The organism is Promicromonospora sp. NPDC060204 (assembly GCF_042728455.1).
Taxonomy (GTDB): Bacteria; Actinomycetota; Actinomycetes; order Actinomycetales; family Cellulomonadaceae; genus Promicromonospora.
In genome coordinates this window covers 20,878-39,890 of record NZ_JBHWZO010000019.1, presented here as the reverse complement: position 1 = coordinate 39,890, position 19,013 = coordinate 20,878, and the positions used below count along the sequence as shown (strand labels likewise).

Here is a 19,013-nt window from a genome sequence, read left to right as displayed (position 1 = left end):
CGCCGAGGCGATCGGCATGGTCATGGTGCCCACCTGGCGTAGTCACTCGCACGTCGAGGCGCCGTCGGCACTCATGTCAGGCCTCCGGGTCCGACGGCAGCTCCAGCCGGCGCAGCCGCACGTAGGAGCCGGCCATGTGCTCCTCGACGGCCTTCCGGGCCCGCGCGGGATCGCCGTGGAAGGCGAGGTCCAGGCGGACGGCCTCCTGCGGCTGGACGGCGCCCGACCCGAGCTCGGCCTCCGCGCCCAAGGTGGCGGCGATCAGCGAGATCGAGCGATCAGCCGAGCGGGCCGGGCCGGGAGTCAGCTGACGAGGCGGGCCAGGGCGCCGGTCTCGAGGGCCGCCCAGACGGCGCCGTCCGGGCCTGTCGTGATCCCGTGGGGCTCCGACGCCGGGGTGGGCAGGTCGTAGCCGGTGACGACACCGTCGGTGGTGACGGAGGACAGGCGGTTCCCGGCCCACTCGGTGATCCACAGCGCGCCGTCGGGCCCCGCGGTGATGGCGTGCGGCCGGCCCGCCCGGTCCGGGAGGTCGAGCTCGGTGATGGTGCCGTCGGCGCTGACCCGGCCGACCTGGCCCGACGCGATCGCCACGTACCAGAGCGCCCCGTCGGGGCCGAGGGTGATGCCGACGGGCGCGGCTCCGGTGGTCGGCAGGGGAAACGTGGTGACGTCCCCGTCGCTGTCGATGCGGCCGACGGCGTTGGCCTGGTTCAGTGTGAACCACATGCCGCCGTCGGACCCGGCCGTGATGGCGGACGGGAACGCGTCGCGCGGGTCCAGCGGGAACTCGGTGACGTTTCCGTCCGTCGTGATCCGGCCGATCTGGCCCGCGGTGGTCTCCGTGAACCAGAGAGCGCCGTCAGGCCCGGCCGCGAGGCCGTACGGGCCGCACGAAGGCGTCGGGAGGTCGAACTCCGTGAGGGAGCCGTCGACGGTGAGCCGGGCGATGCGGTGCGCCCGGTACTGCGTGAACCACAGCGCGCCGTCGGGACCCGATGTGATGATCGTGGGGCCGGAGTCCGGTCCGACGTCGAAGTAGCGGGGCTCACCGCCGGGGACGAGTCGGCCGATCCTCCCGCTGTCCACGACGGTGAACCAGAGCGCGCCGTCGGGCCCGGTCGTGACGCCGTACGCCCCGGGCGCCACGGCATGCTCCTGGACGAGTGCCCCGCTCACAGTGCTCGCTCCAGCCCGTGCTCGGCGGCGACCCGTGCGATGCTGGCCGGGGCGCCGGACATGATCAGCCGCGCGTGCCGCGTGACGAGCTCGGTGGGCAGTGCCACCAGGCGGCCCGGCGCAGCAGGTCGACATCGGCGTCGTCGAAGCGCTGCCGGAGCGGACGCGCGGGGTTGCCGCCGACGATCGTGTAGGGCGGGACGTCCGAGGTGACGATCGCCCCGGCCGCGATGATCGCCCCGTCGCCGATCTGCACGCCGGGCAGGACCGTCGCCCCGAACCCGAACCACACGTCGTTGCCGACCACCGTGTCACCACGGCTCGGCATCGCGGTCACGATGTCCAGCGTCTGCTCGGCCCACTGCCCGCCGAACATCGTGAAGGGGAACGTCGACACCCCCATCGTCGGGTGCTCGGCGCCCGCCATCAGGAACCGCGTCCCTGTCGCGATCGCGCAGTAACGGCCGATGACCAGCCGTTCCGGCCCGTACGCATACAGCACGTTGCGTCCCTCGAACTCCTTCGCGTGCTGCGGGTCGTCATAGTACGTGTACTCGCCCACCTCGATCGCGGGAGAGGTGACCAGCGGCTTGAGGAACACCACGCGGTCGAAGGCGGGCAGCGGGTGGACGGTCATCGGATCAGGTGTCACGGAACGGTCCTTCGTGGATCGGGATGAGAGAGCACTCGCGCATTAACGGCACGGGCCGTGCCGAAACGCATCATGGACGGTCGGGCTGCCGCATGTCAACGGCACGTGCCGTGCCGTTAGCATGACGACATGCCAGCCACCGGACGGCCGCTCGCCACTGAGCGCACCGAGAGCATCATGCGGACGACGCTCGACCTGGCGCAGGAGATCGGCTACGCCAAGCTCAGCATCGAAGGCGTGGCCGCACGCGCCGGAGTCGGCAAGCACACGATCTACCGGCGCTGGCCCTCCAAGGGCGCCCTGTTCCTCGACGCCGTCCTGTCCCTGAACCAGTCCGACCTCGAGTACCCCGACACGGGCGACATCAGGGCGGACCTGCGCGCCCAGATCCATGCGGCCGTGGACCTGCTGGGCCGTCCTCCGCTGGGCCCGCTGTACCGCGCGCTCCTGGGCGAGGCGCAGCACGACCCCGCGGTCGCGGCGTCGCTCAACGAGCGGTTCATCGTTCCCCAGGCGGAGAAGACCGTGGCCAGGATGAGGCGCTCCATGGACGGCGGGCAGCTGGCGCCCGACCTCGACCTGGACCTGGTGATGGAGATCCTCTCCGGGCCGCTCTACTTCCGGTTCCTGATCAGTCAGGAACCCCTGACGCACGAGAGGGTCGACCGCGTCCTGGACGTGCTCTTCACCGGCCTGGCGCCCAGGTCCTCGCAGGACGCGCCACGTCAGTAGGCCGACCTCGAAGCCCAGGAAGTTGCCTCCGGAAACTACCTGACCTGCGGAAACACCGTACGAGAGGCCCAGTTTTCGCGAGGCACGCGAGCGCCCGTATCCGGTGTTACCGTGCAAGTCCGGGGCTCATGCGATGCGACGACGCACCGTTCGCTCGTCCCGATCTGCGAGGAACACCATGGACGACAAGCTCACATTCGCGGCGGTCCTGCTCGGTGGGTACCTGCTCGGCCGGACCAAGAAGCTGAAGCTGGCGCTCGCGGTCGCCGGTGCCCTCGGCGTCAGAGAGCTCAGGGCACATCCAGACCTGCTCAAGGCCAGCGGCGCCGCTCTCTCCACCCCGGCGATCAAGAAGCTCACCGACGAGGTGTCCGGGCGGCTCGTCGAGGCGGGCAAGACCGCCGTCGTCGCGGCCGCGGCCAAGCGTGTCGACAGCCTCGTCTCCAACCTCGAGGAGCGTGCGGGAGCGCCCCTCGCGTCCCACGGCGGGGAGCAGCCGGCCGACGAGGAGACCGGCGACGAGCCGGCACCCGAGGACGAGGCCTCGCCCGAGGAGGCCACGGCGGGATCGCGCTCCGGGGACGACGAACCCGAGGACGAGCAGAAGCAGGCCGACGACGAACAGGCCGACGACGAACAGGCCACCCCGAAGTCCGCAGGACGCCGGCGACGCGCGGCATCGGAGAGCTCGTCGCGCACCTCGGGCCAGGGCCGGTCCAAGCAGGGCGCCTCCGCCGGGGGCGCCAAGAAGTCGACCGGGACGAGGTCCACGACGCGGTCGACCAGCGGGAAGTCGACGAGGAAACCGAGCTCCCGCTAGTCCCACGCGCCTGGTGCCGCGCGCGGTGCCGGGAAGGAGCATCCCATGAGCAACCAGTCCTCCGAGAAGACCAAGGAGGCACCCCAGCCGCTCGCCGCTCTGCGCGACTCGGCCGGAGGTTACGTCAAGGCGCTCGCCGACCACGCGGTCGACAACCTGACGGAGAAGGTCAGCGGCCTGACGGACCGGCTCACCCAGTACGCCGAAGGATCCGGCACCGAGGGGGGTGGCGCCAAGGCCTCCGCGGCCGCCAAGGGCGCCGAGGAGCTCGCCCAGGGTGCGTCGCCGGTCAAGGCAGGCCTGTCCGCTGCGGTCACGGGCGTCAAGGAGAAGGTCAAGGACGTCTTCGGTGGCGGGAGCGGCGGGGGCGGCGGGAGCGCCAAGAAGTTCAAGTTCAACAACATCGTCGAGGCGATCGACGTCGGCGCTCCGCTCGGCGTGGTCTACAACGCATGGACCTCGTACGAGAAGTGGCCCGAGTTCATGAAGAAGGTCGAGCACACCGAGCTGGACGAGGAGGCCGGCGAGGTCCAGCTCAAGGGCCAGGTGTTCTGGTCCCACCGCCAGTGGGACACCGTCATCACGGAACAGGTACCGGATCGACGGATCGTCTGGGAGTCCAGCGGGGCCAAGGGGCATCTCAGCGGCGTCGTGACGTTCCACCCGCTGGGTGACGACCTCACGCGACTGGTGATCGTCGTCGCGTACTACCCCCAGGGCTTCATGGAGAAGACGGGCAACATCTGGCGGGCGGTGAACCGGCGTGTCCGGCTGGAGCTCAAGTACTTCGTGCGCCATGTCATGACCGAGTCGGTGCTGCGCCCCGAGGACGACGAGGGGTACCGCGCCGAGATACACGACGAGGAGGTGGTCCGCAGCCACGAGGAGGTCGTGGAGGAGGAGCGTGCCGCCGAGGAGTACGAGGACGAGGAGGAGGGCGAGGACGAGGAAGAGGGCGAGGAGGAAGGCGAGGAGTACGAGGACGAGGACGAGGAGGAGGGCGAGGAGGAGGGCGAGGAGGAGGGCGAGGAAGAGGACGAGGAAGAGGACGAGGAAGAGGGGTCCGACGAGGAGACCGAGACCAAGAACAGGTAGGGGTCGCGATGACTGCTGTGACCACGAGAGCCCCGAGCTCGGGGTACGTCGACCGTCCGTCGTCCGCCTCGCTGGCAGACGTCATCAACATCATCCTCGACAAGGGTCTGGTGATCGACGTCTTCGTGCGGGTGTCGCTCGTCGGCATCGAGGTGATCACCATCGACGCCCGCATCGTCATCGCCAGCGTCGACACCTATCTCCGGTTTGCCGAGGCCACCAACCGGCTCGATCTCGCCCGGACCGGTGGCCGGGACCTGCCGGAGCTCATGGAGGGGATCTCCGAGAGCGGTGCACGTGGCAAGACCAAGGGCGTGCTGAAGACCGCCAAGGAAGCTCTCGTCGGCAGCGGCAAGGACGACGAGGACCAGGACGAGGACGAGACCGAGGAACGGTCTCCAGCCGAGAACGACGCCGACGACGAGCAGCGTGAACCGGCGCCGCGCCGTTCCCGGCGCCGCGTCTCCCGGTCCTAGCGGACCTGAGACCACCTATCGCTGCGGGGGAGGGAGCGTGTTGTACCTCTATGGGCTCGTGCTTCCCGGCACCGATGTGCCCGACGTCCCGGCCGGACCCGGAATCAGTGACATGCGCCTGATCGGGCTCGGGGAGGTCGCCGTTCTGGTGTCCGACGTCGACACCGACGAGTTCGTCGGAACGCCTTCCGAGATACGTCGCCATGTCGCCGTGCTCGACGGGGTGGCGGCCGATCACCCGGTTCTGCCGATGAGATTCGGCACGGTGGTGCCCGACGAGACGGCCGTCGAGGAGGCCTTTCCGATCGAGCGTCGAGGGGCGATCGCCGATGACCTGGACCGCCTGGGCGGTCTCGTTCAGCTCACCGTCAGGGCGAGGTACGTCCAGGACGCCGTGCTGGCCGAGCTCGTGGCGGAGGACGTCAAGATCGCGAGGCTGCGCGAGACCTTGCGGCACCTGCCTCCGCACGCCCTGCGTGACGCCCGCATCCGGCTGGGAGAGCTCGTCGTCCGCGGATTCGCGCGCAAGCGGGCACACGACATCGATGTCGTGCTCGACGAGCTCGCCCCGTTCACGGTCGAGATCCATGAGCACGAGACGCAACAGGTCGACGACGTGCTGGAGTGTGCCGCGCTCGTCCGGCGGGCCGAGCACACGAAGTTCGAGGGCGTGCTCGAAGGCATCGCGGAGCGCGCGTACGGCCGCATCTTCTTTCGTCTCGTGGGACCGCAGGCGCCGTACGACTTCGTCGGGGAGCGATGAGCGATGGGCCTGCTGAGAGGACTGCTGTCCATCCCGCTGGTACCGGTCCGCGGAACCATCTGGGTGGCCGAGCAGGTGCGCGACGAGGCCGAGCGTCAGTACTACGACGTCGGCGCGCTGCGCCGGCGGCTGGAGGAGATCGGCAGGGCGCGGGACGACGGCGACCTGTCCGACGACGAGGCCGATGCGCTGGAGGCGCAGCTCGTCGCCCGACTGGTCGAGGCGAACCGGCGCGCCCGGGAGAGGGGAGAGCGATGAACGACGCGGACACACGCACCGGTGAGCGCGCCCGTCGCCGTCCGACGAGCGAGCGACGCGGCGGTACGGGAGGCGGACAATCGCGCCTGACTGCGGTGCAGGCGGCCCGCACTGCGGTCGAGCAGCTCGTGGAGCTCACCGGGCGCCGGCTGGAGAGCGTCGTCGGGATCCGCTCCGAGGACGAGAAGTTCGTGGTGGTGATCGAGGCCGTCGAGGACCCACGCGTGCCCAGCACCGCGGACGTCATGGCCGAGTACGAGGTGGAGCTCGACGACCACGGCGAGCTCCTGGGTTACCGGCGCACGAGCCGTTACATCCGCGGGAGCACGGACGACGGGTGACGCGGCGCGACGGCCGCGGCCGCACTGGCCGGCGGACCCCGGCGAAGGAGGTGACCTGGAATGAGCGTGGTCGGCGGTCACGATCGCTCGATGGAACCGCAACGCGACCCCGACGGGTCGCTCGTCAACGTGATCGAGACACTCCTGGACAAGGGCCTCGTCGTCAACGCGGACATCATGGTCTCCCTGGCCGGTGTGGAGCTCCTGGGCATCCGGATCCGGGCGGCGCTCGCCTCCTTCGAGACCGCCGCGCGCTACGGTCTCGAGTTCCCGGCCGGTACCAACACGGAGACGCTCGCCTGGCGGCGCGCCATCGAGCAGAAGGAGACGTGCCCCAGGTGCGGCAAGACGTCGCCGCGCTCGCAGCTGCTGAACGACCTGTGCCCGTGGTGCGGCTGGCGCAGCGCGCTGGCGGAGCGGAAGGCGGACCGGGCCGAGCTGGCCGGCCCTGATCAGGACGACGAGCGCGAGGTGGAGGAGAAGCCACCGAGGAAACCCGGGTCGGCACCGGTCGGCAGGCCCGCACGGGAGGGTCGCCGTGACCGCTGATCCCGGGACGCAGGCCGACGGCGCGGCGCGGATGGAGCCCACGCGCGACGTCGGCGCGACCCTGCCCGACCTGCTCGACGTCATGCTCGACAAGGGCGTCTACCTGGATCTGGACCTCATCATCTCGGTCGCGGACGTACCACTCATCGGTGTCAGCCTGCGGGCCGCCGTCGCGGGGATCGAGACCATGCTGGAGCACGGTCTGATGCGCAGCTGGGACGAGCAGACCCGGCAGTGGGCACGGCGTTCGGTCGGGCGTCACGTCCCGCTGGGCGACGGCGAGGAGATCGTCCTGCGGATGGCCGGCGGGCATCTCCAGGCCGAGCCGTACCGGAGCTGGCGTCCGGGGATCGTGTACCTGACCTCGAGGAGGCTGATCGTCTGGCGGGCCGACCCGCGCGAGATTCTCTGGCAGACGCCGCTGGAGGACCTGGTCGCGGTCGAGCTGCGGCCCGAGGCCGTCGTCGACGGTCCGGACAGGCTGCGGGTGTGCGTGGTCGTGCCCTCCGGGCGGGTGTGGCTCTCCGCGGCTGCTCCTCAGCGCCTCCACGACGCACTGCGGGAGACGGTCGGCGCCAGGGAGGAGGCCCGCGATGGAGATCGATGAGCGCAACCTGAAGAACGGGCTGCTCACCCTCGTGGTCACGCTGGTCGAGATCATCGAGGAAGCCTTGGAGAGCCAGGCGATCCGCCGGCTGGAGGGCGGCGAGCTGACCGACGAGGAGCAGGAGCGCCTCGGTCAGGCCCTGCTCGACCTCGACGAGGCGATCGGACAGATCAAGCAGGACCACGGGTTGGAGACGTCCGTCGCGGACCTGAGACGTGGGCTGGACGACGTCGTCGACGACATCGTCCGGGGTCTCACCGGGCAGCGCGGGAACGGACAGCCCGGACTGGAGGGCCCGTGACCGGGGACCGCCTCTATCTCTACGGCATCGTGCCGGCCACGCCCCCGGACCTCGGGACCGGAATCGACGGGGTGGCCGTGCGCGCGGTCGCCGGGCCGGACGGTGTGACCGCCGTCGTCCACGAGCATGACGGCGGTCCTTACCAGGGCGCTGACGCCGACGTCCGGCGCTGGGCGGTCGAGCACAGTGTCGTGGTCGAGCGTGTCTGGCGTACCGCTGACACGGTGCTGCCGGCCAGCTTCAACGTGATCGTGGCGCCCACCGCGGAGGCGTCGGCCGGACAGCGGCTCCAGGAGTGGATGGAGACCCATGCCGACCTGCTGCGCCAACGCCTCGATGCGCTCGGCGGGCGGGTCGAGCTCCACGTGGAGATCAGCCTGGACCGGCAGCAGGCCGCCGAGGGGCATCCCGACGTGATCTCGGCGAAGGCCGAGCTGGAGAGCCGGCCGCCGGGTGTCCAGCGGCTGCTCCGAAAGCGTGTCGACCAGCTGGAGCGCGACATCACCGAGGCCCGGGCCGACGACCGGCATTCCGTCTACCGCCGCCGCCTGGCAGCCGTCAGCGAAGGGCTGGACGAGAACCGCCGGGCTCACCTCGCTGCCGGGACCTCCCTCGTCCTGTCGGTGGCGCTGCTGGTGCCGGCCGACGACGTGCGCGGAGTGGGCACCGTGCTGACGGCGATCCAGGGTGAGGAGCCGGCGGCGCGAATCCGCTATGTCGGCCCGTGGCCGCCGTACTCCTTCGCCGACGTCACCACGCTGGGACCACCGGGTTTCGAGTCCTAGTGCGAGCGCAGCGCCTTGATCAGGTCGCTCTTGCGCATCGTGGAGCGTCCAGGGATACCGATCTCGGCCGCCCGTTCACGCAGCTTCGCGACCGTCCAGTCGTCGTAGTCAGCCGCCTTGCCGTCGTGCTGAGCCGGGGGCCTCTCGGGCCGGGGTCTCCTGGGCTGAGGTCTCTCGGCAGGAGCCAGGCCTTCGGTGGCGGGTCCTTCCAGCAGCGTGCCGTCCGCCGCGAACCTCGATCCGTGCACCGGGCAGTCCCAGGACTCCTCCTGGTCGTTCCAGCGGACGACGCCGCCGAGGTGCGGGCAGACCCGGGACACGCGCCGGGCTCCGGCGCGCTGTCCCGTCGGGCGCGTCGCCGCGCACGCCCAGCCCTTGGTCTGCGCGCCGAAGGTGGCCGCGGTCCGGGTCGAGGGCTCGGGCGGGCGCGCCCACGGTTCGAGCGCCGGTCCCCACTCGACCGGGTCGTCGAGGATGCGGCCCGCGAGGGCGAGTCCGGCGGCGGCGCCGGTGGTGAGCCCCCATTTGCCGTAGCCGGTGGCGACGAGCACGCGCTCGTCGCCCGGGACGACCGGCCCGATGAACGGCAGTCCGGTGTCGCTGGTGTAGTCCTGGGCCGCCCAGGCGTGCCGTGCCGCTCCGACAGGCAGGGTGCCCTTGGTCCATCTCTCCAGCGTCGCCAACCGCCGGGCCGGATCCGGCTCCCGGCCGACGGTCCAGCCCTCGCCACCCACCATGAGCAGGCCACCGGCCACGCGGAGGGAGCGCACGGGATGGTTCGCCGTGATCGACATCGTCTCGGCGAAGCCCGGCGGGAGTGCTTCGGGGTCGGGCAGCTCCCACGTGGTCAGCAGGCTGCGGCCCGCCTCCAGCCGCAGGAACAGTCCGCCCAGGCGTCCGGGCGGGGCACCGGTCGCAAGGACGACACGTTCGGCGAGCACGGTGCCGTGGGTCGTGCGCAGCGCGACACCGGACCGCGCCCGACGCACCTGCCGGACGCGGACGCCGTCGTGCACCGGGACACCGCTGGAGCGGAGCCGGGCGCGGAGCGCCGAGAGCATCTGCAGCGGGTCGACCTGGGCCTGGCCCGGCAGGCGAACCGCGCCGAAGGTACGCGCCGGGTACGGCGGCTCGTCCTCCCGGCGCGCGGCGAGTCCCTGCCGGGCGCAGACCTCGAGGACGTCGTCGAGCACGGCCACCTCCTCCCGGGTGGTGGCGACGGTCAGGTCGTCCCGGTTGTCGACGGCGACGTCCAGGTCTTCCAGGGTTCGGCGCAGCCAGCCGAGGCCCGCGAAGCCGGCCGCGAGATAGGCGCCCACGGTGTCGTCGCCGTGTCGTGCGACGCGTGCGAGGTGGGCACCCTGCAGCACGGAGAGCTTGCCGGTCGACCGGGCGGTGGTGGTGGCGCCGGCCGGGCCGGCGTCGAGCACCACCACGTTCGCACCGCCGTCCGCGAGGAGCTGGGCGGTGACCACCCCGGTGACTCCCGCCCCGACCACGACGACGTCGGTGCGGAGCGGGCCGGGAACGCCCTCGGACGTGCCGGCCGCACGGGCACCGCCCGAGGTGTCGTGGGGGTCTTCTTCGCTCACAGCGCGCCTCCTGTGCCAGCGGTCGGGAACGTCGCGGCGACGTTCCCAGGCTGGCACGCAGGCCCGGCACTCGCACGGCGCGGGGCGGCACGATGCGAGCTGAGCCGGAACGCGCAACGCTCGTGAGGCAGACCCACAGAGCTGCGAGGACCGCGACACCGGGAGGACGACGATGCGTGCACCCACACGGCAGGGCAAGGAGAACGTGAGCGTCGAGGACGTGCTCGACCCGGCGCCCTGATGGCGGTGCCGGGGTCGCGCGCGCTGTCCTTCCTGCACGGACGGTGGGTGCGCCACCCGCGGTGGTCCCTCGCGCTCAAGGGTGCGGTGGCCGCCGCGCTCGCCTGGTTCGTCGCCCTGCTCGCGCCCGCGCCGTTCTCGGAGTACCCCTACTACGCGCCGCTCGGTGCGGTCGTCGCGGTGACCAGCAGCGCCGTCCGGTCCGTCCGCGAGTCGGTGCAGGCGGTCGGGGCGCTCCTGCTGGGGGCGGTGATCGCCCGCGGGGTGGACGCCGCGGTGGGCTCCAGCGTGCTGTCGGTCGCGATCGTGGTGGCCGTCGCCCTGCTGTGCGCCGGCTCGCGGCTGTTCGGCGAGATGGGTACCTGGGTGGTCACGTCCGCCCTGTTCGTGCTCGTGCTCGGCGGCGCCCACCCGCTGGAGTTCACCGGCGTGTTCGCCGGCATGATCGTCGTGGGTGCGGCGATCGGCGTGGCGATCAACCTGCTCCTGCCGCCGCTGCCGCTCACTCCTTCGGAGATCGCGCTGGACCGGCTGCGGGACGTCCTGGTCGACCAGCTCGAGCTGCTCGCACAGCGCCTGGAGCACGACGGGCCCCTCCTGGCCGAGGAGTGGCAGCGCCGCCGTCATGACCTGACCCCGACCACCGACCGGACCAGGGATGCCATGTCCGGGACGCGTGAGGCGCTGCGGGTCAACCGGAAGGCGCGGCGCTACGGCGAGCGGACGACGGCGCAGGCCCGGCGGGCGCAGGAGCTGGGCAGTGCGGCGGACGTCGTCGACGATGTCGTCCGACTCCTCACCGAGTGGGAACGCGCCGACCAGGAGCGCGTGGCGCTCGGACCGCTGCTACGACCAGAGCTGGTCACAGCGCTGCGGGCGTACGCCGAGGCCCTGCGGTCGGACCGTGGCCAGGGACCCGCGGACGAGGCCGTGGCGCGCTGCCGTGAGTCCGTCGACGCGCTGACCGGCGCGGTACGTGCGGTTCGGCGCTCGTCGGGTCAAGACCTCTTCGTCGCCGGGGCGATCGTCGTCATCCTGCGGCGCGCCTGCTCTGCGCTGACCGCCGCCCGCGAGCCGGAGTAGCCCACGATCGTGCGTCGGCAGTATCAGGGAGTCGTGGCAGCGGGGTCGGAGGGCACCAGGTAGGTGCGCACGTCCTGGAGCGAGCCCTGGGTGCTGGCGATCTCGATGATCTGCCGGGCGACGTCACGTACCGCGACGTTGGTGACGTTGGAGGTGACGCGCATGTGCTCGAAGGCGGCCTCAGGGTCGACGCCCAGGGCGATGGCGACGATGCCCTTGGCCTGTTCGATCGGAGCTCTGGTGGCGGCCGACGCCTTGATGGACGTGTCGGCGGCCTCGTTCGCCTGCCTGCTGAATCCGGCTGTGACGTCGACGAAGTAGCCCACCAGCTCGGTCACCCGGTGGGTGCCGGGGTCGCGGCGACCTCGTCCGATCACGGTGAGCGTTCGTTCCTGCCCCTTGGCGTCCATGATGCGGTGGACGCTGCTGAAGGGTTCTCCGGTCGTGGCGGCGTGCGCGAGGATCCGGGAGACCCGGGAACGGTCCTCGGGGTGCTTGTGCGCCAGGATGAGTGCCGTGGTCGGGACCACGTCTCCAGGTTCGAAACCGTGGATCCGGTACACCTCGTCCGACCACCACCACTCGCCGGTCGCCAGGTCGTAGCGGTAGTGCCCGATGGTGTGGTTGGCGCCAAGGGTCAGGGCGCGCTCGATCTCCAATGGTTCCGCGCTCATGTTGCAGCCTCCCGGATGCATAGCGCCGACGAGCCGCGTCCTGACTCACCCCGACCGTAGCGTTAATGCGTCGTCACCGACAGCCCGAGGTAAGGGTACCCAAACTTCACCCGTCTCCCTCGCGACCGTGCGCCGCCTGGTCGACCAAGCCGGTCGTGCGACTGAAAACTCATGGTGTGAGTGTGGGTAGGAGTGCGGGGGAGGTGAACCGAGTGGATCCGCCAGAACTCCTGAGCCTGCTCGCTCGGTCGTTCGCCGACACCGAGGCGGACCGACCGCTGCCGGCACGGTTGTGCGAGGCGTGCGTCGACGCCTTCCGGGCGGACGGCGGAGCGCTGACCGTGTTGGCCGGTGCGGAGGACCAGGTCGCCGTCAGCACGCCAGGCGCGTTCGAGCAGCTCGAACCACTCGAGGAAGTCCTCGGTGAGGGCCCGGTGCACCAGGCGCTGGCCGAGAACCGGCTGGTGGTCATGCGGATCGGCGCGATGGTGGGCGAGTACCCGGTCTTCTCCCATCTGGCGGGACTGGTCGGTGCCGGCGCGACGCTCTACGCGGTGCCGATGCAGGTGGGCTCCCGCGTGGTCGGCGTACTCAGCCTGTACGGCGTTCTCGGGCGGGAACACCGAAGGGCGGAGGACCTGCAGTTCGCTGCCGACGTCGTCGGGGCTGACCTGCTGAGGAACGCCGGCTTGCTGAACTGGGCCGAGAAAGCGCCGTTCCACCAGGCCACCGGAATGGTGGCCATCCAGATGGGCATCCGGCCCGAGGACGCGTCCGCGCTGATCCGCGCGCACGCCTTCGTGCGATCGACGAGCCTGCTCGCCGTGGCGGAAGAGGTTCTCGAACGCCGTGGGATGCACTTTCGCGACGAGTGAGCGGAATCAGCGTCTTCCCGGCCTCGACCCTGTCTCGGAGAGAGCTCGTGCCGCGGTCAGAGCAGTGCCACCACCTACTCGCGGCGTACTTGTCGCGGGTCTTTGTCCTCGCGCCAGCCGCGCCATCGCGGTTGCCGCAGGCGGCCGTCTCTGGTCCACTCGGCGAACTCGACCTCTCCGACGAGGGTTGGAGTCACCCAGTGCGCGTCACGTGCGTCGGCCCGGGGTATGTCGTGGAACGGCGTGGTCTCGCGTGCGATCCGCCCGAGCCGGTCGTGCAGGTCGTCGAGGTCACGGTGGGAGAAACCCGTTCCGACCCTGCCGACGTAGTGCATCCGGCCCTCCGCGTCCCCGACTCCGAGCAGGAGTGATCCGACGGTCGTCGCACGCCGTCCCTGACCAGGTCGCCAGCCGCCGACCACGACCTCCTGCGTCCGAGCGTGCTTGATCTTGATCCAGTCCCGGGTGCGTCGTCCGACGGCGTAGCGCGAGTTGCGGCGCTTCGCGATCACGCCCTCGAGACCGAGCTCGTCGCTTGTCCGCCATGCGTCGTCGAAGTCCTCCTCCACCGCCGGCGGGACCTTGACGGACTCGTTCTCGGTCACCAGGGCAGCCAGGCGCTCGCGCCGTTCCGTGTAGGGCAGGTCGACGAGTGGTTCGCCGTCCTGCTCCAGGAGGTCGAACAGGAAGATCTGCGCGGGCACGCGCTCTGCCGCCCGCCGGATCTCCCGTGGATCGGCGAGGTTGATCCTGTGCTGCAGCCGGGCGAAGCTCGGTCGGCCCCCCGCGTCGAGCGCGACGATCTCACCGTCCAGCACCGCCTCCCCGCGCACGGCGCGCCCGAGGCCGTCCACGATCTCCGGGTAGCGCGGGCCCTGGGCCTTGTGGTTGCGGCTGGCGAGGGTGACCGGACCACGCCCGTCCGGCTCCCCGACCCGTGCCAGCGCCCGCACCCCGTCCCACTTCATCTCGAGCGACCAGTCGTCCGGATCTCCCTGGCCGACGACGTCGTCGCGCGCACCGAGGGTGGCGAGCATGACCTCATACGTGGGTCGAGTCATCGCGGCACCCTGGTGTTGCCGGCGAGCGGATCGCCGCGCCGACGGATGCGGGGGAGTACCTTGTCCAGCTCGAGCTGGTGCAGCTGAGGCGAACCCAGCTCGCGCCAGGTTCGCGGCAGTGCGACCCAGGGCCGGCTGCGGCCACGCAGCGAGTAGGGCGCGACGGTCGTCTTGCTGCCGTTGTTCTGCGACCAGTCGACGAGCACCTTGCCCGCGCGCAGCGACTTCTTCATGTCGCTCACCACCAGGTCGCCATGGTCCGCCTCGAGAGACCGGGCAAGTTCATGAGCCACCTCGGTGACCTGCTCCGTGGAGTCTCGGCCCTCCAGCGGCGCGTACAGGTGGAGCCCCTTGCTCCCGCTCGTCACGGGTACCGGATCCAGTCCCATGCCCTGCAGGATCCCGCGGGCAAGGCGGGCCACCTCCACGCACTCCGCCAGCCCGGCTCCCTCACCAGGGTCGAGGTCCAGCACAAGACGATCGGGCGAGCGGGGCGCCCCACTGCTCGCGGCCGGCCGGCCGAACCGCCACTGCGGTACGTGGATCTCCAGCGCGGCCATCTGCGCGAGCCAGACGAGTGTCGCCGAGTCCTGCACGAGGGGATAGGTCGACGTGCCGGTCTGGTGGCTCAGTTCGCGGCGCGCCACCCACTCCGGCGTGCCACGGCCGAGGTCCTTGTGGAAGAACGGGTCTTCCCCGACCCCGTCCGGCCAACGCTTGCGTGTGGCCGGACGATCCCGCACGTGCGGCAGCATCGTGTCGGCCACGGCCGCGTAGTACTCGACGACGTCGCGCTTGGTCGTACCGGTCTCCGGGTAGAGAACCTTGGACAAGTGCGTCAGGCGCACCTCACGGTCGTCCAGCGTCACGACCTGGGTGTCCTGGTTCGCGTCTGTGATCATCTCTGCTGTCCCTTCGCAGACCACTTCGACCATCGCAGGACCGCGCCGGCTCGCAACCCGATGATCGACCCCGCACGACCACCTCAGCCGATGCTCAGGAGGGCGACGGCGATCCCAGCCGCGACGAGCCCGAGGGCCTGGGTGCGGCCCAACCGCTCGTGATGCACCGTCACTCCCAGCAGCACCGGGATGGCGGGATAGAGCGAGGCGATGACGACGGCGACGCCCGTCTCCGGACCGACGTCAACAATCGCAGGCTCGCTCCGGCTCGCAAGCGCGCGCACGATTCGCCGTCACGTGAGGCCGGCATTGCGAGTTGTGGGACGCCGGTGCAGGGTAAGAAGTCCGGTGAAGCAGCCCACCGCCGCCCGCTCGGTGAGGAGTGCGCCATGGAGGCATCCTCTCGATCGGCGACCTCGTCGTGGAGCGGGACGGCCCGGAACGGGCTCACGCACAGCACCGACGCCGACCCGGGTATCCGCCGACGGCGACGTGGGCGAGGGTTCGGCTACGTCGACGACCGCGGCGATCGGGTCACCGACCAGGAGACCCTGGAGCGGATCCGGGCGCTCGTCATCCCGCCGGCCTGGACCGACGTCTGGATCTGCGCCGACGGGTCCGGTCACGTCCAGGCCACGGGCCGCGACGCCAAGAACCGCAAGCAGTACCTCTATCACCACGGGTGGCGCGAGTACCGGGACGCCGCGAAGTTCGACGACCTGGCGGGGTTCGGCGAGGCGCTGGTGGGGCTGCGCAAGCAGGTGGACGCCGACATGGGCGCGAGCCGGCTGAGCCTGGACCGTGTAGCGGCCACCGTCGTCCGTCTGCTCGACGAGACGCTGATCCGGGTCGGCAACGAAGAGTACGTGCGCTCCGGCGAGTCCTACGGGCTCACGACGCTGCGCAACCGGCATGCCGCTGTGACGGGAGCCGAGGTGCGGGTCCGCTTCCAAGGCAAGTCGGGCAAGCCGCACGACGTCGTGCTGCACGACCGCCGCGTCGCGAACATCGTCCGCCGGTGCAAGGACCTGCCCGGCCAGCAGCTCCTGCGGTACGTGGCCGGCGACGAGGTGCGCAGCGTGGGTTCGGACGACGTCAACGAGTACCTCGGCCGGGTCACCGGGGCCGGGTACACAGCCAAGACCTTTCGGACGTGGGGCGCCAGCGCGATCGCGCTGGGACACCTGCGCGGGCTCGAACCAGCGGACCAGGCCGAGCACGACGCGCAGCGGGTCGAAGCCGTCCGGGTCGCCGCCGAGCACCTGCACAACACCCCTGCGGTGTGCCGCAAGAGCTACGTCCACCCCGTGATCCTGACGGACGACCGCGCCACGCTCGACGAGCTGATCGTCCGGTCCGGTGCCGACGCCGTCCGCTCGTCGCGCTGGATGTCGTCGGACGAGCGGGCGCTGCTCAAGGTCCTGACCGGCAGCACGCCGCTCAACGGTCACCGCTCGCAACCGCACGACACACCCCGGGCGCGAGCCGGCAGAGGCCTGCCTATGGTCGGGTGACACACGCGGCCGTGCGACAGCACGGGGAGGGGACGACGACATGCGCTTCGGATACACCCTGATGACCGAGCAGAGCGGGCCACGCGAGCTGGTCCGGTACGCGGTGGCGGCCGAGGAGGCCCGGGTTCGACTTCGAGGTCTCCAGCGACCACTTCTCGCCGTGGCTGACGGAGCAGGGGCACGCGCCGAACGCGTGGGTGCTCCTCGGCGCGGTGGCCCAGGCCACGAGCACGGTCGAGCTGATGAGCTTCGTGACCTGCCCGATCATGCGGTACCACCCGGCGGTCGTCGCCCAGCAGGCGGCGACGCTCCAGCTCCTGGCAGACGGGCGCTTCACTCTCGGCCTCGGGGCGGGCGAGAACCTCAACGAGCACGTGATCGGCGAGGGCTGGCCCGGCATCGCCGTGCGGCACGACCTCCTCGAGGAGGCGGTCCACATCATCCGGGAGCTGCTGACCGGCGAGCTCGTCACCTGGGAGGGGCAGCACTTCCGTATCGACTCGGGGCGCCTCTGGGACGTCCCGGACGCCGGCGTCCAGATCGGGGTGGCAGTCTCGGGGGAGCGCGGGGTGGAGCGGTTCGCCCCGCTCGCGGACCACCTGGTCCAGACGGTGCCCGACGCCGACGTGGTGAGCGGCTGGACCGACCGGCACCCGGGAGCCACGCGGGTGTTCGGGCAGGTGCCGGTGTGCTGGGACCCCGACGAGGATGCCGCGGTCGAGCGGGCGCACGACGAGTTCCGCTGGTTCGGCGGTGGCTGGGCGGTGAACGCCGACCTGCCGACGCCGGCCGGGTTCGCGGCTGCCTCGCAGTTCGTCCGGCCGGACGACGTGGCGTCGTCGATCGCGTGCGGGCCCGACCTGGACCGGCTGGCCGAGAGCGCCCGGCCGTTCCTGGACGCGGGGTTCACCGACCTCGCCTTCGTGCAGGTCGGCGACCACCACCAGGACCGGTTCCTCGCTGAGGCAGCGCGACCGCTGCTGGAGCGGGCCCGGAGGCTCTAGGCCCTCCGGGACAGGTCAGGCCGCCGGTGCGGAGGGTCCGGACCGGCGTCCACCTCGAGCGGCTGCTCGATCTGCTACTCGGCCTCGACGCTGGTGGTGTGGTGCGGGGTGCCCACCGGCTTGGACTCGCTCGACCCGCGCTGCCGCAAGAAGACCGCGAACGTCACCATCGCCGCGACGGCAAGGAACTCGGACTGCCAGTTCTGCAGCGTGCGGTTCCAGAAGTCGGGCGAGGCCACGTACTGGAGCCAGGTCAGCGCGGGCTCGCCGTGCTCGGCGGCCTCCTCGTTGGCCACGACGTGACCGCCGAGCGACTGGGCCAACCACGACAGCAGGAAGATCGTGCCCATCACCAGCAGGAGCGAGTTCGCGTAGAGCCAGAGCCGGATGCCGCGGGCGCGCGACCAGGCCGGGGAGTCGGGCCGGGCGTGCTCGCCGACGAGCTGTTCCTCGTCGGTGCCGACCCCCTCGTCACCGGGTTTCTTGGACTCGGGAGAGCCGCGCTGGACCAGCCAGATCGTCGCGAAGATGAACATGAAGAACTGGAGGAACTCCGACTGCCAGTTCTCGGCCACGTCCACAAGGAAGGCCGAGGAGGTGACGAAGTCGAGGTAGCCGACGGGCGGTCGGCCGTGCTGAGCCAGCTCCTCCACCTCGGCGGCGTGACCCGCGAACGACTGTCCCACGAGCGTGACCAGGAAGATCGCGATGAACGCGAGGCTGAGCCCGTTGTCCCGAACGAACCGGCGCATGCTCAGCGCCCCGTCAGCGGAATGACGATCATCACGGCGAGACCGACGGCGATGATGCCGAGCAGCATCCAGAACGTCGCCGCGCCGGCCCGGCCGTTCCCATCGGATCTCTGACCGCCACTCATCCCCGCCCCTTCCGCATGTCGCCGACAGCCTCATGATGCTCCTGGCGCTGGTGACTGGCGCGCCGGCCGCTGGCGCGCAGGTCCGTGTCGGACTGTCCACGTCGCCCGGTCGGCGATGTGCGAGTGGCCCACGACCCGGACACAGTGAGGAGGCCGGTGAAGAAGACCGCCGGCAGCTCCCCTTCAAGGAGGCGCCCTGATGGCCAAGCAAACCGTTGCCGACGTCATGACCCCCGCTCCGATCACCGTCGACGGGACCGAGACACTCCGGGCGGCCGCCCGGTCGATGGCCGAGCACGACGTCGGGGTGCTGGTCGTCCGTGCCGGACCCACCGCCGTCGGCCTCGTCACCGACCGGGACCTCGTCGTGCGCGGCCTGGCCGCGGGCCTGGACGCCGACGCCACCGTCCAGGAGGTCACGAGCGACAAGGTCATCACCGTCGGGGTCACCGATCCGGTCGAGACCGTGGTCGAGGTCATGCGCGCCGCCGCCGTCCGCCGGGCGCCCGTCCTGGACGGCAGCGTCCTCGCGGGGATCGTCTCGATCGGTGATCTTGCCGTAGAGCGTGACCCGGACTCCGCGCTCGCGGACATCTCCCGCGCGCAACCCAACCGCTGACCCACGACCGTCGT

23 protein-coding genes and 2 pseudogenes are annotated in these 19,013 nt (G+C 71.0%); 16 read left to right on the top strand and 9 right to left on the bottom strand.

From position 1 onward, the window contains the following. Positions 1–76: 76 nt before the first annotated feature. The 3 genes from ACFWEJ_RS04600 to ACFWEJ_RS04590 all read right to left on the bottom strand — a co-directional run bounded on the left by ACFWEJ_RS04600 (position 77) and on the right by ACFWEJ_RS04590 (position 1,831). On the bottom strand, positions 77–250 hold the full coding sequence (locus ACFWEJ_RS04600; RefSeq protein ID WP_377228027.1) for a hypothetical protein: 174 nt from the start codon (positions 248–250) through the stop codon (positions 77–79). 53 nt (positions 251–303) lie between these two features. Further along, positions 304–1,179, bottom strand: coding sequence for a virginiamycin B lyase (locus ACFWEJ_RS04595; RefSeq protein ID WP_377228026.1), 876 nt, complete (start codon positions 1,177–1,179; stop codon positions 304–306). A gap of 64 nt (positions 1,180–1,243) precedes the next feature. After that, positions 1,244–1,831: a CatB-related O-acetyltransferase gene (locus tag ACFWEJ_RS04590; RefSeq protein ID WP_377228025.1), complete on the bottom strand. Its 588-nt coding sequence runs from the start codon at positions 1,829–1,831 to the stop codon at positions 1,244–1,246. Between the two features lie 129 nt (positions 1,832–1,960). On the opposite strand from ACFWEJ_RS04590, the gene ACFWEJ_RS04585 reads away from it, so the two are divergent. From ACFWEJ_RS04585 to ACFWEJ_RS04535, 11 genes are all read left to right on the top strand, one after another. Beyond that, positions 1,961–2,563, top strand: coding sequence for a TetR/AcrR family transcriptional regulator (locus ACFWEJ_RS04585; protein ID WP_377228024.1), 603 nt, complete (start codon positions 1,961–1,963; stop codon positions 2,561–2,563). A gap of 178 nt (positions 2,564–2,741) precedes the next feature. Further along, on the top strand, positions 2,742–3,383 hold the full coding sequence (locus ACFWEJ_RS04580; protein ID WP_377228023.1) for a hypothetical protein: 642 nt from the start codon (positions 2,742–2,744) through the stop codon (positions 3,381–3,383). A gap of 45 nt (positions 3,384–3,428) precedes the next feature. Further along, positions 3,429–4,478, top strand: a complete 1,050-nt coding sequence (locus tag ACFWEJ_RS04575) for an SRPBCC family protein (RefSeq protein WP_377228022.1) — start codon at positions 3,429–3,431, stop codon at positions 4,476–4,478. A gap of 8 nt (positions 4,479–4,486) precedes the next feature. Further along, positions 4,487–4,954, top strand: a complete 468-nt coding sequence (gvpJ, locus tag ACFWEJ_RS04570; protein ID WP_377228021.1) for a gas vesicle protein GvpJ — start codon at positions 4,487–4,489, stop codon at positions 4,952–4,954. After that, positions 4,908–5,717, top strand: a complete 810-nt coding sequence (locus ACFWEJ_RS04565; RefSeq protein WP_377228020.1) for a GvpL/GvpF family gas vesicle protein — start codon at positions 4,908–4,910, stop codon at positions 5,715–5,717. Before gvpJ ends, ACFWEJ_RS04565 begins: the two co-directional genes overlap by 47 nt. Before the next feature lie 3 nt (positions 5,718–5,720). Next, complete coding sequence (locus ACFWEJ_RS04560; protein ID WP_377228019.1) at positions 5,721–5,975, top strand: gas vesicle protein GvpG; 255 nt, start codon at positions 5,721–5,723, stop codon at positions 5,973–5,975. Next, complete coding sequence (locus ACFWEJ_RS04555; protein ID WP_377228018.1) at positions 5,972–6,316, top strand: gas vesicle protein; 345 nt, start codon at positions 5,972–5,974, stop codon at positions 6,314–6,316. The genes ACFWEJ_RS04560 and ACFWEJ_RS04555 overlap by 4 nt, the downstream gene beginning before the upstream one ends. Positions 6,317–6,406: 90 nt before the next feature. Continuing rightward, the gene (locus tag ACFWEJ_RS04550) at positions 6,407–6,865 is read left to right on the top strand and encodes a gas vesicle protein (RefSeq protein ID WP_377228017.1); all 459 of its coding nucleotides are present in this window, start codon (positions 6,407–6,409) and stop codon (positions 6,863–6,865) included. Then, complete coding sequence (locus tag ACFWEJ_RS04545; RefSeq protein WP_377228016.1) at positions 6,855–7,472, top strand: gas vesicle protein; 618 nt, start codon at positions 6,855–6,857, stop codon at positions 7,470–7,472. Before ACFWEJ_RS04550 ends, ACFWEJ_RS04545 begins: the two co-directional genes overlap by 11 nt. Beyond that, on the top strand, positions 7,459–7,773 hold the full coding sequence (locus tag ACFWEJ_RS04540; protein WP_377228015.1) for a gas vesicle protein K: 315 nt from the start codon (positions 7,459–7,461) through the stop codon (positions 7,771–7,773). Before ACFWEJ_RS04545 ends, ACFWEJ_RS04540 begins: the two co-directional genes overlap by 14 nt. Then, complete coding sequence (locus tag ACFWEJ_RS04535) at positions 7,770–8,558, top strand: GvpL/GvpF family gas vesicle protein (protein WP_377228014.1); 789 nt, start codon at positions 7,770–7,772, stop codon at positions 8,556–8,558. The genes ACFWEJ_RS04540 and ACFWEJ_RS04535 overlap by 4 nt, the downstream gene beginning before the upstream one ends. On the opposite strand, the gene ACFWEJ_RS04530 is transcribed toward ACFWEJ_RS04535, so the two are convergent. Continuing rightward, positions 8,555–10,150, bottom strand: a complete 1,596-nt coding sequence (locus ACFWEJ_RS04530; protein WP_377228013.1) for an FAD-dependent oxidoreductase — start codon at positions 10,148–10,150, stop codon at positions 8,555–8,557. The genes ACFWEJ_RS04535 and ACFWEJ_RS04530 overlap by 4 nt on opposite strands. Positions 10,151–10,390: 240 nt before the next feature. Between ACFWEJ_RS04530 and ACFWEJ_RS04525 the strand changes: the two genes are divergently transcribed. Continuing rightward, entirely contained in the window at positions 10,391–11,473 is a 1,083-nt protein-coding gene (locus ACFWEJ_RS04525) for an aromatic acid exporter family protein (RefSeq protein WP_377228012.1), read from the top strand. A gap of 23 nt (positions 11,474–11,496) precedes the next feature. On the opposite strand, the gene ACFWEJ_RS04520 is transcribed toward ACFWEJ_RS04525, so the two are convergent. Further along, positions 11,497–12,147, bottom strand: a complete 651-nt coding sequence (locus ACFWEJ_RS04520) for a PAS and ANTAR domain-containing protein (protein WP_377228011.1) — start codon at positions 12,145–12,147, stop codon at positions 11,497–11,499. A 212-nt stretch (positions 12,148–12,359) separates the two neighbouring features. On the opposite strand from ACFWEJ_RS04520, the gene ACFWEJ_RS04515 reads away from it, so the two are divergent. Continuing rightward, positions 12,360–13,022 (top strand): ANTAR domain-containing protein, encoded by a 663-nt coding sequence (locus tag ACFWEJ_RS04515; protein ID WP_377228010.1) that lies wholly within the window; start codon positions 12,360–12,362, stop codon positions 13,020–13,022. 74 nt (positions 13,023–13,096) lie between these two features. Here the strand turns inward: ACFWEJ_RS04515 and ligD are convergent. Both ligD and ACFWEJ_RS04505 read right to left on the bottom strand, forming a co-directional pair. Further along, a pseudogene (gene ligD, locus ACFWEJ_RS04510) lies at positions 13,097–14,985 on the bottom strand (non-homologous end-joining DNA ligase). An 83-nt stretch (positions 14,986–15,068) separates the two neighbouring features. Then, complete coding sequence (locus tag ACFWEJ_RS04505) at positions 15,069–15,269, bottom strand: hypothetical protein (protein WP_377228009.1); 201 nt, start codon at positions 15,267–15,269, stop codon at positions 15,069–15,071. A gap of 105 nt (positions 15,270–15,374) precedes the next feature. On the opposite strand from ACFWEJ_RS04505, the gene ACFWEJ_RS04500 reads away from it, so the two are divergent. Next, positions 15,375–16,499 (top strand): DNA topoisomerase IB, encoded by a 1,125-nt coding sequence (locus tag ACFWEJ_RS04500; RefSeq protein ID WP_377228008.1) that lies wholly within the window; start codon positions 15,375–15,377, stop codon positions 16,497–16,499. Positions 16,500–16,539: 40 nt separating this feature from the next. After that, positions 16,540–17,503 (top strand): annotated as a pseudogene (locus ACFWEJ_RS04495) (TIGR03557 family F420-dependent LLM class oxidoreductase). A gap of 74 nt (positions 17,504–17,577) precedes the next feature. Here the strand turns inward: ACFWEJ_RS04495 and ACFWEJ_RS04490 are convergent. Both ACFWEJ_RS04490 and ACFWEJ_RS04485 read right to left on the bottom strand, forming a co-directional pair. Beyond that, complete coding sequence (locus ACFWEJ_RS04490; RefSeq protein ID WP_377228007.1) at positions 17,578–18,255, bottom strand: DUF6766 family protein; 678 nt, start codon at positions 18,253–18,255, stop codon at positions 17,578–17,580. Between the two features lie 2 nt (positions 18,256–18,257). After that, positions 18,258–18,380 carry a hypothetical protein gene (locus ACFWEJ_RS04485; RefSeq protein WP_377228006.1) on the bottom strand — a complete coding sequence of 41 codons (123 nt, stop codon included), beginning with the start codon at positions 18,378–18,380 and terminating at the stop codon, positions 18,258–18,260. 199 nt (positions 18,381–18,579) lie between these two features. Here ACFWEJ_RS04485 and ACFWEJ_RS04480 point away from each other — a divergent pair, with 199 nt between their 5' ends. Further along, a complete protein-coding gene (locus tag ACFWEJ_RS04480; protein WP_377228005.1) occupies positions 18,580–18,999 on the top strand; it encodes a CBS domain-containing protein in 420 nt (139 codons plus the stop codon). Positions 19,000–19,013 lie beyond the last annotated feature (14 nt).